At 50.3% G+C, this 13,892-nt stretch carries 16 protein-coding genes; 12 read left to right on the forward strand and 4 right to left on the reverse strand.

The genetic code is table 11. From position 1 onward, the window contains the following. The 10 genes from H7F08_RS13590 to H7F08_RS13635 all read left to right on the forward strand — a co-directional run. Positions 1 to 2,392: molybdopterin oxidoreductase family protein (locus H7F08_RS13590; RefSeq protein WP_193640818.1), on the forward strand; the 2,392-nt coding region annotated here is incomplete at its 5' end. Positions 2,393 to 2,410: 18 nt separating this feature from the next. Next, entirely contained in the window at positions 2,411 to 3,103 is a 693-nt protein-coding gene (locus H7F08_RS13595; protein ID WP_010637265.1) for a 4Fe-4S dicluster domain-containing protein, read from the forward strand. A gap of 9 nt (positions 3,104 to 3,112) precedes the next feature. Beyond that, positions 3,113 to 4,051 (forward strand): dimethyl sulfoxide reductase anchor subunit family protein, encoded by a 939-nt coding sequence (locus tag H7F08_RS13600; protein WP_031575918.1) that lies wholly within the window; start codon positions 3,113 to 3,115, stop codon positions 4,049 to 4,051. A 57-nt stretch (positions 4,052 to 4,108) separates the two neighbouring features. Beyond that, positions 4,109 to 5,140: a GTP 3',8-cyclase MoaA gene (moaA, locus tag H7F08_RS13605; protein ID WP_031575915.1), complete on the forward strand. Its 1,032-nt coding sequence runs from the start codon at positions 4,109 to 4,111 to the stop codon at positions 5,138 to 5,140. Between the two features lie 72 nt (positions 5,141 to 5,212). Further along, entirely contained in the window at positions 5,213 to 5,542 is a 330-nt protein-coding gene (locus H7F08_RS13610) for a rhodanese-like domain-containing protein (RefSeq protein ID WP_024892993.1), read from the forward strand. 124 nt (positions 5,543 to 5,666) lie between these two features. Further along, the gene (locus tag H7F08_RS13615) at positions 5,667 to 5,897 is read left to right on the forward strand and encodes a sulfurtransferase TusA family protein (protein ID WP_010637274.1); all 231 of its coding nucleotides are present in this window, start codon (positions 5,667 to 5,669) and stop codon (positions 5,895 to 5,897) included. 40 nt (positions 5,898 to 5,937) lie between these two features. Continuing rightward, positions 5,938 to 6,408 carry a sulfur carrier protein DsrE2 gene (gene dsrE2, locus H7F08_RS13620; RefSeq protein ID WP_010637276.1) on the forward strand — a complete coding sequence of 157 codons (471 nt, stop codon included), beginning with the start codon at positions 5,938 to 5,940 and terminating at the stop codon, positions 6,406 to 6,408. Positions 6,409 to 6,472: 64 nt separating this feature from the next. After that, positions 6,473 to 7,153, forward strand: a complete 681-nt coding sequence (locus tag H7F08_RS13625) for a 4Fe-4S dicluster domain-containing protein (RefSeq protein WP_010637278.1) — start codon at positions 6,473 to 6,475, stop codon at positions 7,151 to 7,153. A gap of 18 nt (positions 7,154 to 7,171) precedes the next feature. Beyond that, complete coding sequence (locus H7F08_RS13630; protein ID WP_153940857.1) at positions 7,172 to 8,521, forward strand: heterodisulfide reductase-related iron-sulfur binding cluster; 1,350 nt, start codon at positions 7,172 to 7,174, stop codon at positions 8,519 to 8,521. 190 nt (positions 8,522 to 8,711) lie between these two features. Next, positions 8,712 to 9,014, forward strand: coding sequence for a hypothetical protein (locus tag H7F08_RS13635; protein ID WP_010637211.1), 303 nt, complete (start codon positions 8,712 to 8,714; stop codon positions 9,012 to 9,014). A gap of 44 nt (positions 9,015 to 9,058) precedes the next feature. Here the strand turns inward: H7F08_RS13635 and H7F08_RS13640 are convergent, their stop codons facing one another. Continuing rightward, a complete protein-coding gene (locus H7F08_RS13640; RefSeq protein ID WP_193640819.1) occupies positions 9,059 to 9,388 on the reverse strand; it encodes a 4a-hydroxytetrahydrobiopterin dehydratase in 330 nt (109 codons plus the stop codon). A gap of 77 nt (positions 9,389 to 9,465) precedes the next feature. On the opposite strand from H7F08_RS13640, the gene H7F08_RS13645 reads away from it, so the two are divergent. Further along, positions 9,466 to 10,170 (forward strand): epoxyqueuosine reductase QueH, encoded by a 705-nt coding sequence (locus H7F08_RS13645; RefSeq protein WP_153940858.1) that lies wholly within the window; start codon positions 9,466 to 9,468, stop codon positions 10,168 to 10,170. Here H7F08_RS13645 and H7F08_RS13650 read toward each other — a convergent pair. From H7F08_RS13650 to H7F08_RS13660, 3 genes are read right to left on the reverse strand one after another with little or no spacing between them, the layout of a single operon-like run. After that, complete coding sequence (locus H7F08_RS13650; RefSeq protein ID WP_193640820.1) at positions 10,125 to 10,685, reverse strand: hypothetical protein; 561 nt, start codon at positions 10,683 to 10,685, stop codon at positions 10,125 to 10,127. The two genes, H7F08_RS13645 and H7F08_RS13650, sit on opposite strands and share 46 nt — an antisense overlap. Continuing rightward, positions 10,678 to 11,250, reverse strand: coding sequence for a 1,6-anhydro-N-acetylmuramyl-L-alanine amidase AmpD (gene ampD / locus H7F08_RS13655; RefSeq protein ID WP_193640821.1), 573 nt, complete (start codon positions 11,248 to 11,250; stop codon positions 10,678 to 10,680). Before ampD ends, H7F08_RS13650 begins: the two co-directional genes overlap by 8 nt. Next, positions 11,247 to 11,582, reverse strand: coding sequence for a thioredoxin family protein (locus H7F08_RS13660; protein ID WP_031575511.1), 336 nt, complete (start codon positions 11,580 to 11,582; stop codon positions 11,247 to 11,249). The genes ampD and H7F08_RS13660 overlap by 4 nt, the downstream gene beginning before the upstream one ends. Positions 11,583 to 11,767: 185 nt before the next feature. Between H7F08_RS13660 and H7F08_RS13665 the strand changes: the two genes are divergently transcribed. Continuing rightward, on the forward strand, positions 11,768 to 13,892 hold a 2,125-nt coding region (locus H7F08_RS13665), incomplete at its 3' end, for a hypothetical protein (RefSeq protein ID WP_193640822.1).

The raw sequence follows: 13,892 nt of genomic DNA on the forward strand, positions 1-13,892 counted from the left end.
GTATATGCTGGGTCACGCGTTCTGGGAATTTGGTGATCCGGATTGGGATCGTACCAAGTATTTCATGCTCTGGGGTGTGGCCGAAGATCACTCCTCCAATCCCCTGAAAATCGGTCTGGAAAAACTCAAGCGTCATGGTGGCAAGTTTGTCGGAATCAATCCTGCGCGAACGGGGTATCAGGCCATCGCCGATGAGTGGGTGCCCATCAAGCCAGGTACTGATGGCATGCTTGCCCTGTCCATGGTCCATGTTCTGCTTCAGAACGAACAGTTCGACTGGGATTTCCTGCTACGCTATACCAATGCCCCTTTCCTGGTCGTCAACACACCGGGTAAAGTCGGTGACGGCCTGATTCTGCGTGATGCCGAAGGACATCCCATGATTTGGGATATCCAGAAAGAATGCTTCGCCAATGGCATGGAAGCGGGCTCAGCCGGAGCCATGTTTGGAGAATATACGGCCCCCGACGGCAGGCCGGTGCGTACGGTCATGTCGATTCTGGCGGAACGTTATCTCAGCGACGAATTTTCTCCGGAAAATGCCAGTAAAATTACGGGCATTCCCGCCGAGACCATTGAACGGCTGGCGCTGGAAATGGCCCATGTGGCTTTCAAGGAAAGTATTGAAATCAATGTAGAGTGGACGGACTGGGCTGGACGCAAGCATGACAAGTTCATTGGTCGTCCGGTTTCCATGCACGCCATGCGCGGTATTTCAGCGCATTCCAATGGTATGCAGTCAGCTCGGGCCATTCACTTGCTGCAGGTATTGCTGGGTACGATTGATTGCCCCGGAGGCTTCAGATCCAAGGCACCTTACCCCAAGCCCGTCCCGCCAGCAGTTAAACCCGCTCAGCACAGTGCGCCCAATACGCCCCTCAAGTCTTCGCCGTTGGGTTTCCCCACTGCACCGGAAGATCTGGTTATTGATGAAAATGGTCAGCCCAAACGCATTGATAAGGCCTATTCCTGGGAAGCACCCATAGCCAACCACGGCTTGATGCATATGGTGGTCACCAATGCGGTCAATAAAGACCCCTATGCTATTGATACCCTGATTTTCTTTATGGCCAACATGAGTTGGAACTCCACCATGAACACGGCCAATGTTCAGGATATGCTGAAATCCAAAGACGAGAATGGCGAATATAATATTCCCTTTCTGGTGGTGGTAGACGCCTTCCATTCGGAAATGGTTAATTTTGGTGATCTGATTCTGCCAGATACCACTTATCTGGAGCGTTATGATGCCATCTCACTGCTGGATCGTCCGATTTCCGAGCCGGATGCCATTTGTGACTCCATTCGTCATCCAATCCTCAAGCCTGATCGCAATGTGCGTCCCTGGCAGGAAGTCATGGTGGACATTGCCGGTCGTCTCAAATTCCCGGCTTTCACCAAGGAAAATGGAGAACCCCGTTTTTCCGGCTACAAGGATTTCATTACTAACTACGAGCGTGCGCCCGGAATAGGCTTCCTGGCAGGCTGGCGTGGTGAAGATGGTGAAACCCACTTGCGTGGGGCACCAAACCCCAATCAATGGGATCGTTACATCGAAAATCAGGGGTTCTTCAAGTATCACTTGCCGGAGTCCATGGCTTTTTATCGCTTTGCCAACAAGGAATACCTGGAGTTGTCCCAGCGTATTGGTTTCAATCCGACGGCTGATCCCATCATCATTGAACTGTATTCCGAGACCTTCCAGCGTTTCCGTCTGGCAGGTATGGGTCTCTACGATGGTCCACAGCCCAAGGATCCGGTAGACCGCGAGCGTTTGGCGACCTACTTTGATCCGCTGCCAGCTTTTTATGAGCCGCTGGAACAGCAGCGCGTGGACAAAAAAGAATACCCATTCTTTGCCGTCAATCAGCGCCCCATGATGATGTATCACTCCTGGGACAGCCAGAACGCCTGGCTGCGTCAGATTATCGCCCAGAACTATATGTACATGAACCGCAAGCGCGGTGAGCAGATAGGGATCGTTGATAAAAGCTGGGTATGGGTGGAAAGCCATAACGGAAAAATCCGGGTGCAGGTCAAGCTCATTGAAGGCTGTCAGGAAGATACCGTCTGGACCTGGAATGCCATTGGTAAACAATCCGGAGCCTGGGGCCTGAAACCGGAAGCCGCTGAGGCAACACGCGGTTTCTTGATGAATCATCTGATTTCCGAACTACTGCCAGCCAAGCAGGGGGAAAGACGTTTGACCAATTCCGACCCTATTACTGGTCAGGCGGCATGGTACGATCTGATGGTCAAAATATATCCGGCGGCACCAGGAGAAGAAGGCACCTGGCCCGTATTCCCAACCATGAAGCCTTTACCTGGTGATACCCCAGCACCTGACGTGCTGCGTTACCATACCCACAAGCCCGTCAATCTGAAATCCTGACGTGCCAAGGAGACTATTATGAGACTCGGATTAGTCATTGATCTGGACACCTGCGTGGGCTGCCATGCCTGCGCGGTGGCTTGCAAAGAATGGAATACCAGTGGCACCACAGCGCCGCTAACCGATTATGATCCCTACGGCGCCAAGCCATCCGGGGTCTGGTTCAACCGTATCCGGCATTTTGAAATAGGGGACTACCCCTATAACAAAACCGTCAATTTTCCCATGTCCTGTATGCATTGTGAAAACGCCGAATGTGTGACGGTTTGTCCCACCGGTGCTTCCTACAAGCGCGCTGAAGATGGCATTGTTCTGGTCGATCAGAACAAATGTATGGGTTGTAATTATTGTTCCTGGGCATGCCCTTATGGTGCCCGCGAGTTGGATCGCGTCTCCGGAACCATGAAAAAATGCACCCTGTGTATTGACCGTATTTATGATATGGAAATTCCGGAAGAAGAAAGGCAGCCTGCCTGTGTACTGACTTGTCCGGCTCATGCTCGTATGTACGGCGATCTGGATGATCCGGAAAGTCCGGTTAGTCGTGCTGTGCGTGATCGGGGCGGCTATCAGCTGATGCCCGAACTGAATTACAACCCTACCAACCATTATTTGCCGCCCCGTGTTCATGCCCCGATCCCCACTGAAGAGCTGAAGAAAAAAGCAGTTCGTAAAGTGAAAGAATGGGTCAACCGCGTAGTTGAGCGTTAAGGAGATACCATGCATCCGGCACTCGCAGTTATTTTTCTGACGCTTTTTTCTGGCGGTGGTTTTGGCATTATGGCCTTGACGGCCATCATCAATGATTTTCAGATTGATGGCGGGTTAAATCCCCTGCAGACCATGGTCGCAGTCGTTCTCTCGCTGGTTTTTGTCACCATCGGCATGCTTTCTTCTACCGCGCATCTGGCGAACCCCAAGAACGCCTGGAGGGCTTTTACCCGTTGGCGCACCTCCTGGTTGGCCCGCGAAGGTGTTTTTGCGGTGTTATATTATCCGTTTGCTTTTGCTTATCTGGTCTGGGTGTTTTTCACGGCAGGCACACAGGATACGGTAGGTTTGATTCTAGTGAATCTGGCTGGCCTGATTGGTCTGATTACCATTTTCTGTCAGGGTATGATTTATGCCGTGCTCAGAACCATTCGCCAATGGAATACGGCTCTTGTACCCGCAAATTTCTATGTTATGGGTTTGGCCATTGGTGCCACGATTCTTGCTGCCGAGCGAATGATCATGGGAGCACCGGCGCTTACCCTGGTAGGTATTGCCCTGGGTCTGCTGGTCGCGGCAGCGGTCATGAAAGGTATTTATTATTTCTGGATTGGTCGTCCAAACGGTCCGACCATTCGTACGGCAACCGGTTTCAACCGTTCAACCGTGCGGATTCTAGAGCAGGGCCATACCTTTGGTACTTTTCTGACGGAAGAGTTCGGACATACTTTGCCCAGTGCCAAGGCGCGCAGTATTAAATTCATGATGTATATATTTGCCTTCATTATTCCGGTGGCCGCTCTGATCATTGGCTTCCTGACCGGGCAATTGTTTTTCGCATGGCTTGCCATTGTATCCGTTGTTTTTGGTATTGGTGTTGAACGCTGGCTGTTTTTTGTTGAGGCCCAACACGTCATCAATCTGTACCATGGCCGTCAGCAATGTTGAACTGGGTCAGAAAAGAGGTCTAGTATAGTTTTTTCATTATTGCTGAGGTGAATGGATATGGCGCAGGAAGTGTTTGCTGTACCGGCACGGGAATCCGCTCTGGCGGATCGTTTCGGGAGGCAGATTACTTACCTGCGTATTTCCGTTACGGAACACTGTAATTTCCGTTGCTCCTACTGCTCACCGGCAGAAGGCACTCCTTTTTTTGCCAGGAAAGATCACCTTCAGGTGGATGAGTATGATCGCCTGATCGGGGTTTTTGCAGACTTGGGTGTGCGCCACATGCGCTTTACTGGTGGTGAGCCACTCATACATCCGTACTTGCCTGATCTGATTGCTGCTGCCCATCAGCATGGAATTGGTAAAATCAGTATCAGTACAAATGGCCTGTTACTGGCTCGCAAGGCCGAACAACTACAACAATCCGGGGTCAATAATCTCAATATCAGTCTGGACAGCTTGGAACCGGAAGTATTTGCCCGGGTCACCCGGGGTGGAAATCTGCAAGAGGTTCTGCACGGAATTTCTGTCGCAATCAGTGCTGGTATTCCCCGTATTAAGCTGAATGTGGTGCTCATGCGTACCGAAAACGGCCATAATCTCGCTGATCTGGTGCGCTACGCTTTGGCGCAGCATGTTGATATCCGTTTTATTGAAACCATGCCCCTGGGACAAGCCGGAAGCGAGGCCCAAAACGCGGAATTTTTGAGTGCAAGCGAAGCGAAAATGCTCATCGAAAAAGAGCTGGGCACTTTGTATCCGGCCTTTCGGCCGACGGATAATGGTCCCGCCCGGCTTTTTCAGTTTGCAGAGCACCCACGTTCGCAAATCGGATTTATCACGCCCATCAGCGAAAATTTTTGTGCCACCTGTAATCGGGTCCGCCTGACTGCAAGTGGTCGACTGGTATTTTGTCTGGGCCAGGAAAATGGTATGGACCTGCTACCTTTGCTGAGAGGAAGCAGCAGAAACGAAGAAATTGCCGATGAAATCCGCGATAGGATTTGGCAGGATAAACCCGAACGTCACGAATTTGTCACAGATCCGGAACGTTCTTCGCGGATATTCATGATGCGTTTGGGTGGATAATGGTGCTACACGTGAACGAATACATGGTGTAAGCTAGAAGATGACATTATTTAATTAATTGGTGAATAGCTTATGTACGGTTTTCAGGAAATCACGGCAGATCAACTCAAGGCCTTGAGCGATCAAGGTGATGAGTTCATTCTGGTGGATGTACGTTCTCCCGCTGAGGTGGCACGTGGCATCATCGAAGGAGCCCGGCACGTACCCTTGCACATGCTGCCGATGTCTCTACAGCAGTTGGATAAATCCAAAACGGTGGTATTTTATTGTCTCAGTGGTGGACGTTCAGCCCAGGCTGCAGCTTTTGCCGCTGCTCAGGGTTTTGGACAAGTGCTTAATTTGCGCGGTGGAATTTCAGCCTGGGCGAATCGTGGACTGCCTATTGGTCAGTTACCCGGTTGATTAGCATTTTCTAAAATAGGGGTGCTTAATCATCAAATCAAAATATTTGCCTTGCTGTTCCCCCTTTTCCTGATACAGTCTTGCAGGTAGTTTTCAGACATCAATAACCTTAGGAGGTTAAACCATGGTACAAGAAGATCAAGTACTCGACGCACGTGGCCTGAATTGCCCCTTGCCCATCCTGCGCACCAAAAAGGCTCTCGGTGAGCTGACTTCCGGTCAGGTTTTGAAGATCGTCGCCACTGATCCTGGCGCGGTAAAAGATTTTGAAGCATTTGCCAAGCAGACCAAGAATCCTCTTTTGGAGCATGCTGAAGCAGCCGGCGAATTTATCTTCTTCATCCAGAAAGCATAATTGAATGAGGTTGGGCTGACCGCCTGACCAGGAGTAGAAAATGGACGAGAAAAAACTAGCGATTGTTGCCACAAAAGGCACCCTTGATTGGGGGTATCCTCCCTTTATCCTGGCATCCACTGCTGCAGCCCTGGGCTACAGTGTGGAAATCTTCTTCACCTTTTACGGCCTGCAATTGCTCAAGAAAGATCTGAGTCATCTGCGCGTCAGCCCCTTGGGTAACCCAGCCATGCCGATGCCTGTTCCCATGCCTACCCTGATGATGGTGTTGCCAGGTATGGAAGGAATGGCCACATCCATGATGAAAAGCAAAATGAAAGCCAAGGGCGTAGCCAGTCTGGATGAATTGCGCGAGCTTTGTGTTGAAGCTGAAGTAAGAATGATCGCTTGTCAGATGACAGTCGATCTTTTCGAGTTTGATACGGCTGACTTTATTGACGGAATTGAATTGGGCGGTGCAGCGGCCTTTTTTGAATTCGCCGGTGAGTCCGATATCACGTTATTTATTTGAACCAATGATCTGTGCTGCGGGTCGAAAAGGTACGACGTATTAATTACGAGCGAGGAGCGAGTAGATGGCGACTTACGCTGAAATGAAAGAGATGTTTGACGAAATCCGTGCGGATTTTCGTTATGACCACGAACTCAATGGCTGTTTGAATTGTGGCATTTGTACGGCTACCTGCCCGTCGGCGCAGTTCTACGATTATAGTCCCCGTGAAATTGTCCAGTTGCTCTGGACCGAAAACGTGGAACAGATTTATGACGCCATGCAGGAAAAAATCTGGGCCTGTGCTCAGTGCATGACCTGTGCAGCACGTTGTCCTTTCAAGAATTCTCCCGGTGGACTGGTCATGATCATGCGCGAAGTCTCCATTCGCCATGGTATGCAATCGGCCAAAGATGTGTTGCGCCCCTTTGGTCGCGTAATGCTCAAACTGATTACCACGGGTAATCAGCTTTCTCCTGACATGATCCAGCCCGATCATTTCCCGGACTGGGGCCCCAATATTCAGAAGGTTGAAGGAGATTTGCGGATTCTACGCAAAGCAATCCCGGTTCGCACGCTGCAAACGGTAGAAACGGCCTGGGAGGTTTCCCTGAAAACTTCCGTAGAAATGTACACCATCTGGGAAATGACGGGTGTGCTGAAGTCTCTGGAAACCATGGATGAAAACCTCTTTGATGTGATTGAGGATTTCATTGATGAAAAACGGGAAGATTATGAAGACTGGCTCGAGAGCCAGGAAGACTGACGGATCAAGGAGATCGTTATGAGCGACAACAGCACGCAGCAAGGATTAGCGGGGCACGGAGCTTTTTTTCAGGACACGAACTTATCGGCCAACGAAGCGGAAGCGGCCACGGCATGGGTACGCAGTCACGTAGACCGTCGCACCATGGACCTGGGCGAGCGTATGGACGACATTCGCGAGCACATGTGGGAACTGGAAAAAGAAGGTGAAATCATTGTTCACCGCATTACCGATGACCACAAGCCTATTGAAGTAGACACTCTCTATGGCTGGAAAAAGCGGGTACCCACCAACCAGCTCTGGCATCACAAGAGCTGCGGCCAGTGTGGCAACATTCCCGGCTATCCCACCAGCCTGCTCTGGTTCATGAACCACTTTGGCACGGATTATCTGGACGAAACCGACCAGACCTCCTGCACCGCCTGGAACTACCACGGCTCTGGCATCGGCAATGTTGAATCCCTCGCCGCCGTCTTCCTGCGCAACTTCCATCAGGCCTATGTCTCCGGCAAGCAGCACGGCTATGAAAACGGCCACTTCTTCCCGCTGGTCCACTGCGGCACCTCCTTCGGCAACTACAAGGAAATCCGCAAGTATTTGATTGAATCAGCCGAACTGCGCGAAAAGGTCAAGAAAATCCTCGGCAAGCTCGGTCGTCTGGTTGATGGCAAAATTGTCATTCCTGAAGAAGTCGTGCACTACAGTGAATGGTTGCATGTCATGCGCAACCGCATTGCCAGCGAACTGCAGACCATCGACATGAGCAACATCCGGGTGACCACCCATGCGGCCTGTCACTACTACAAGATGGTGGCGGAAGACGCCATTTACGACAACAGCATTCTCGGTGGCAACCGCACGGCCGTCGGCACCTCGGTTGCGCAGGCGCTGGGAGCCCAGGTCATCGACTACTCCACCTGGTATGACTGCTGTGGCTTTGGCTTCCGGCACATCATCTCCGAGCGCGAATTCACCCGCAGCTTCACCATGAACCGCAAGATCAAGGTGGCCCGGGAAGAAGCCAACGCCGACGTCATGATTGGCATTGACACCGGCTGTATCACCACCATGGACAAGAACCAGTGGATCGGCAAGGCCCATGACATGAACTACAGCATCCCGATCATTGCGGACGTGCAGCTGGCCGCCCTGGCCTGTGGCGCTGATCCCTTCAAGATCGTCCAGCTCCAGTGGCATGCTTCACCCTGTGAAGATCTGGTGGAAAAAATGGGCATCAGCTGGGACAAGGCCAAAGCCGACTTCCAGGAATATCTCAAACAGGTCGAGCAGGGCAACGTGGAATATCTCTACAACCCCGAACTCGCCACTAACCAACATATCAACATGAAAGCGGGCGCATCTGCCTGAGCAGTTGAAATAGCATCATGCTGATCAAACCCCGCCTTGCAGCGGGGTTTTTTATTACCATACGAAATCTATCCGGGCATGGAATACTTCAATCCCCAAAAAACTCCCCTTCAGGTACCTTTTTCGAGTATGCTTAAGCACGCTCGCCCGAACAGGCGATGAAATGATCCGTTTTGACAGGAGGAAGACTGTGGACAGCAAGGCTATCAATACCCGTTGCGTAGAACTTTTCCAAAATCCCAACGTCCGTCTGCGCATGTGGAATGCGCGGATGTTCTGGCATGTAGGTGATCAGATGAATGTAGCACCTGCCGCCCTGACTGATCCCAAAGTTGACACCTGCGAGCTGGAAGTCATGCTCAGTGCTGCCGCGCTGACCAATTCAGAATGTGCCGCAGAACTGGACAAAAAAGAACCCGGCCGCGTTGCATTCATTCAGCGTCAGGTTCGCGAAGGCATGCGCCCGCTGCTGCGTCCTGCCAACAACGCCTGATCCTAACAACGGCAGTTAGGCAGCTGGGGTGAAACCATCATGTTTCATTCCAGCAGTTGATTCACCTGTGCAGCACAAATAAAATCATTTTCGGTGATCCCCTTGACTGCATGGGTTGAATAGCGCAGCAGGCAGTGTCCATAACCTATTTCCATGTCTGGATGATGATCTTCACGATCCGCAATCCACGCTACAGCGTTCACGAACGCCATGGTTTCGTAAAAGTTTTTGAATTGAAAATCCCGGCATAAACTGCCCTGCTCCAGACGCCATCCGGTTAAACTCCTCATACGTTCGGTGAGTTGATTATCCGCAATTTTCTCGACACCGCCTTCACAAGCCTGACATTTTCCCTGTCGCAAATCACTGGGCATCGCTAAACTCCTTTTTGGCAAATAGACTGATGGGTTGTATGCTTGTCATTAGCATAGTGCTTTTTCAGGTATCATTCATGTCCAAAAAAACGCCTCCCTCACCGTTGCAGACACCCGACGGCAGTACGCATGTTCTCCTGCACTCCTGCTGTGCACCTTGTGCTGGTCCCATCATGGATGACATTCGCAAAGCCGGTATCGAATTTACGGTGCTATTTTACAATCCGAACATCCACCCGCAGGCCGAATATGAATTGCGCAAGGAAGAAAATATCCGCTATGCCGAGGCATTAGGCGTGCCTTTCATTGACCTGGATTATGACAAGGACAACTGGTTTGCCCGGGTGAAAGGCCTGGAATGGGAACCGGAGCGCGGCGAGCGCTGCACGGCCTGTTTCGACATGCGCTTTGAGCGTTCGGCACTGTATGCAGCGGAGCATGGCTTCAGCGTCTTCAGCAGCACCCTGGGGATATCGCGCTGGAAAGACATGGACCAGATCAATGCCTGTGGTGCCCGGGCAGCATCCCGTCATGCAGGACTGCAATATTGGGACTACAACTGGCGCAAGGGCGGTGGTAGCGCCCGCATGATTGAAATAGCCAAGCAGGAACAGTTTTATCAGCAGGAATACTGCGGATGTGTCTATTCCCTGCGTGATACCAACCTGCACCGCCTGAGTCAGGGCCGCGAAAAAATTATTCGTGGCATCAAATTCTATGGCAAGGACAACGTCCGTCAGGAAGAGGCCAGTGATTTATCCAGAGGCATCAATAACACATAACGATTACCCGGCCCCATCATTTCAAACAAGGGATAATGTAAAGGCATTCCTCTGGCCTTTCCCCAGTCATCCAGGGCGGAATAGGCCTTCCACGAAGCGATGGCCGCATTTGCGTTCACCTCCACTTTTGCCACCCTCTGTGCGGGCCAATCCCCTCTTAACCACCCCGGTGGCGTCGCATCGCCGGCATTTACTAGATAGCCGATCCGCGCCTTAACCATCGCATCTCCGCCGCTACCGCTTTCATTTTCCATCATCGTGATTTCAGGATGCCCGCGCAAATCGGCGGGCAACTGCGGCGATAATTTGCCTCTGGCCTTGACTATCTGCCGATAGGTACCCTGAAAATTCTGATAAATATAAGCATGGACTGAACCGGTTTCTTCAAGCACTTGGGCGGAATGAAACACGCCCAGCCACCACAGGGTTCCCAACACCAGCAGAACAAATACGACCAAGGGTCCGGTCCAGCCACGTCGCCAGTCACGTTTTGGTGCTTCTCTGATTTCAGCCATGTGCTGCATATACCTCTGTAAAATAGTCCCAGGAAAAACCCGGACCGGGATCCCATTTGCGTCCAGGCGCAACATCTGCGTGGCCGACAATGCGTTCTCGCAGCATAGCCGGAAACAGCTTTTGCAGATCCCGACTTAAAGCCGCCAGACATTGATATTGAATGGGCAGAAATTTGCTGGATTCACTGCCTTCCAGCTCCACACCGACACTGTAATCGTTACAGGCAGAACGGCCTTGCCATGAAGATACGCCTGCATGCCAGGCGCGATCCCAGACGCTCACATGCTGCCAAAGCTTGCCATCTCGTTCAATGAAAAAATGTGCAGACACCCGCAAGTTTCTTAACTGTTCATAATAAGGATCCTGGTCAAAATCCAGAAGTCCCGTGAAAAATAGTGGCACCTCGCCACTCCCAAATTGTTCCGGGGGCAAACTGATAGCATGAACAACCAGCAGATCAATATCTCCGCCCACAGGCCTTTGATCAAAATAGGGCGAGGGTGCAGCATGCGCCATGGCATGCCAGCCCGCCGCATTCCAGGGATTGAGCAGATCAGGATTCAAGGAAGTTCTTCAGGAGGGAGATCAGCATGCGCGTCCAGCCATTGCTCAAGAGCATGGACCCGCGCCTCAACCTGAATCGGACGTTGATATTGGCCGTTATGAAACATGAACAGAGCAGGCAGGTGATACACCTCGAATTCCTGGGTAATGCCCATATCAATGCCGGCATCAATCTCCCAAACCTGCAGACCACCTCGGTTATCTTCCAGATTTTTCAGCAACCGCCGCCAGATCCGACAGGAATGACAGCCTGCAGAGCTGAAAAACAAAATGACTTCACCCCGGGTTTCCGCCATACGCTGCCAAAAACCCAGTTCAGAAACAGTTTTCATAGATGCCTCCCCCTCACCCATCGCGCAACAAATGGAATCACATATGCCGAGCAGCAGGAAAAATTAAAGCGTTCTGGATTCTCTCCGTATTATTGGTTAGAGTGCAAGAAAATACGACAGTACAGGATTATGCATGTTACGTAACATTAATTCTCAATCATACCCAACCATCTGAATTTCGACGGATGCCACAATCAGAAACCATTCCTCTTCGTGCCCGCCTACCCTCCAGATCAGGGTTAAACTTATTTGATTTTCAGAGAGTTTTCCTCTTTGGCGGTGGCAATACCGGTTTCATGGATCCTGTGGATCTATGCAAAAACGACTTCCACGAAGCCATTCTCTACTGCGAAGAAGAGGATGATGAGGGTCATTCTTTCATTTTTTCTCGTTGTGAAGACTCACAGCTTCTTTTTTTACCTCAAGAATCTCCATCATCAATCTTTTCATATGCCAGAACTTTGGCATTTATGGATAGTCCTGGTTCTATTGCCACATTTTTCATAGACTTTCACTCAACAGATTCAGATGTTTATCGTTTCAGCCACCCCAAACTGATTCATTGGCGCAAAAAACGACACAACAATCGTCTGCTTCTGGATACGCAACTCACCATATCTCGCAAAAATGGTCAACAGTTGCTGGCCCGCTTGTATGATTTCAGCATGACTGGAATTGGCTTCCAAACTAATGTGATGGACTTTTCAGAAGGTGAACTGGTTCTGATTGAGTTTATCGTTAATAACTGTGGAGGCTACGAAAGCGCAGCGATTATTATCCGTCAAGAAGAAAATCTTCACCAGAATCATAAAATTTTTGCTGCTGCTCGCTTTTTACCAACGAAAGCCCAGAAGGCTGATATTGAACGTATATATATTTGCAACACCAGACAAGGCAATACCTCACTGCAATTGAGACACATACACGATTCATCGTTTATCTCATCAGCAAAACCAAGTGTTGCTAGCCCTGAAAAAGATGAATCATCTCGCATCTCTGGGTCTTTTTCTCAGTCACCAAACTATTATTCCCCAGATAACAAAGTACCTTCTGCACAGGGAATCCCTCTTGATTTCCAATCCCAGAGTTATTTAGTCATGCCTGCGAATGAATTTCAAAATAAAGATTCAGCTCCAGGCGAGCAAAAATCCGAAAATGAAAATATTGAACAGCAACAGAGTCAAATATCCAGTCACGACATATTGCCTTCAGAAGTGCCACTTCAAGAAGTGGCACCTTCAAAGATAGATCAGCAATCAACCGATGAAAATACATCGCTTATTGACTTAGATTCTGATAAGCCTGAAACCAAACCGCAAAAAGAAGACAACCCGGTAATCCTGTTTCCTCCTGAAACGATCATCGAAGGCAACCCATCCGATCTGAATACCCCACCAGCTTTTATTTCTCCTTCTAAACCAGTCAGCCACTCCCGCGAGGACAGCATGAGCGACCAAGAACAGTTCCCCCAAGCCCCAGAAAATGAGCATCTGCAATCAGTAACTGTGCAAAACACAGTCCGGGAGGGTTCCACTTACAGGGAAATTCCCGCATTACGGAAATCTGCAAAGCCTGGGCCAGGAAAAGCAGCATCACTCATGCTCAATAATGAACTGGCGTTAGTCTTCTCCCAGCGCGGAACCCTGCATCTTGAACGCTTTGAATTTCATCAGGCCCTTGAACAATTCCAGCGTGTCAATGAGCTCCTTGCCTTTCAGGATGATGGAAAAAATTCTCATGGAATCATAACCTTGTCTCAACAAGAACTCAAGGCTGTTGCACTTCGAGGGCAGGCAGTAGCACTTCATGCATTAGGACGCGATCAAGAAGCATCCGCTGTAATCGAAGAAGCTCTGGCCTTACTGCAAGCTTATCCCGGTGCCGAGTTGCAAGACATGCCTGCTTGGTTGGAAAACCTAGCAATAACCTTGCTTACGCATGCACAAATACTTTCTGATCAAGATATTACCCTTTCTGAAAGGGAATACAGAAGCGCTCTTGAACAATTAGATGCCCTGGTCGTAAAGCTCGAAACAAAAAGCCTGCCCAGTGTGCGCTTGCACCTGTCCGTAACGCTGAACAGCTTTGCAGAACTGTTTTTGGCGCAAGAGCAAACCACTGATGCCCTTTCATTGATTGATCGGGCACAGGCCGTCCTCAGCGAAACCCCCCAATTCCAGCAAGTGAACGAACTCCCCGAATGGCGCTTACAGTTTGCCCGACTACAAGGACAACGTGGCCAGGCGCTACTTATTCAGGGCAAACTGCAAAATGCGATACCTGTCTCTTATACACATCTCCGAGCCCTCG

Source organism: Acidithiobacillus sp. HP-11, from assembly GCF_015100075.1.
GTDB classification, from domain to species: Bacteria; Pseudomonadota; Gammaproteobacteria; order Acidithiobacillales; family Acidithiobacillaceae; genus Acidithiobacillus; species Acidithiobacillus thiooxidans.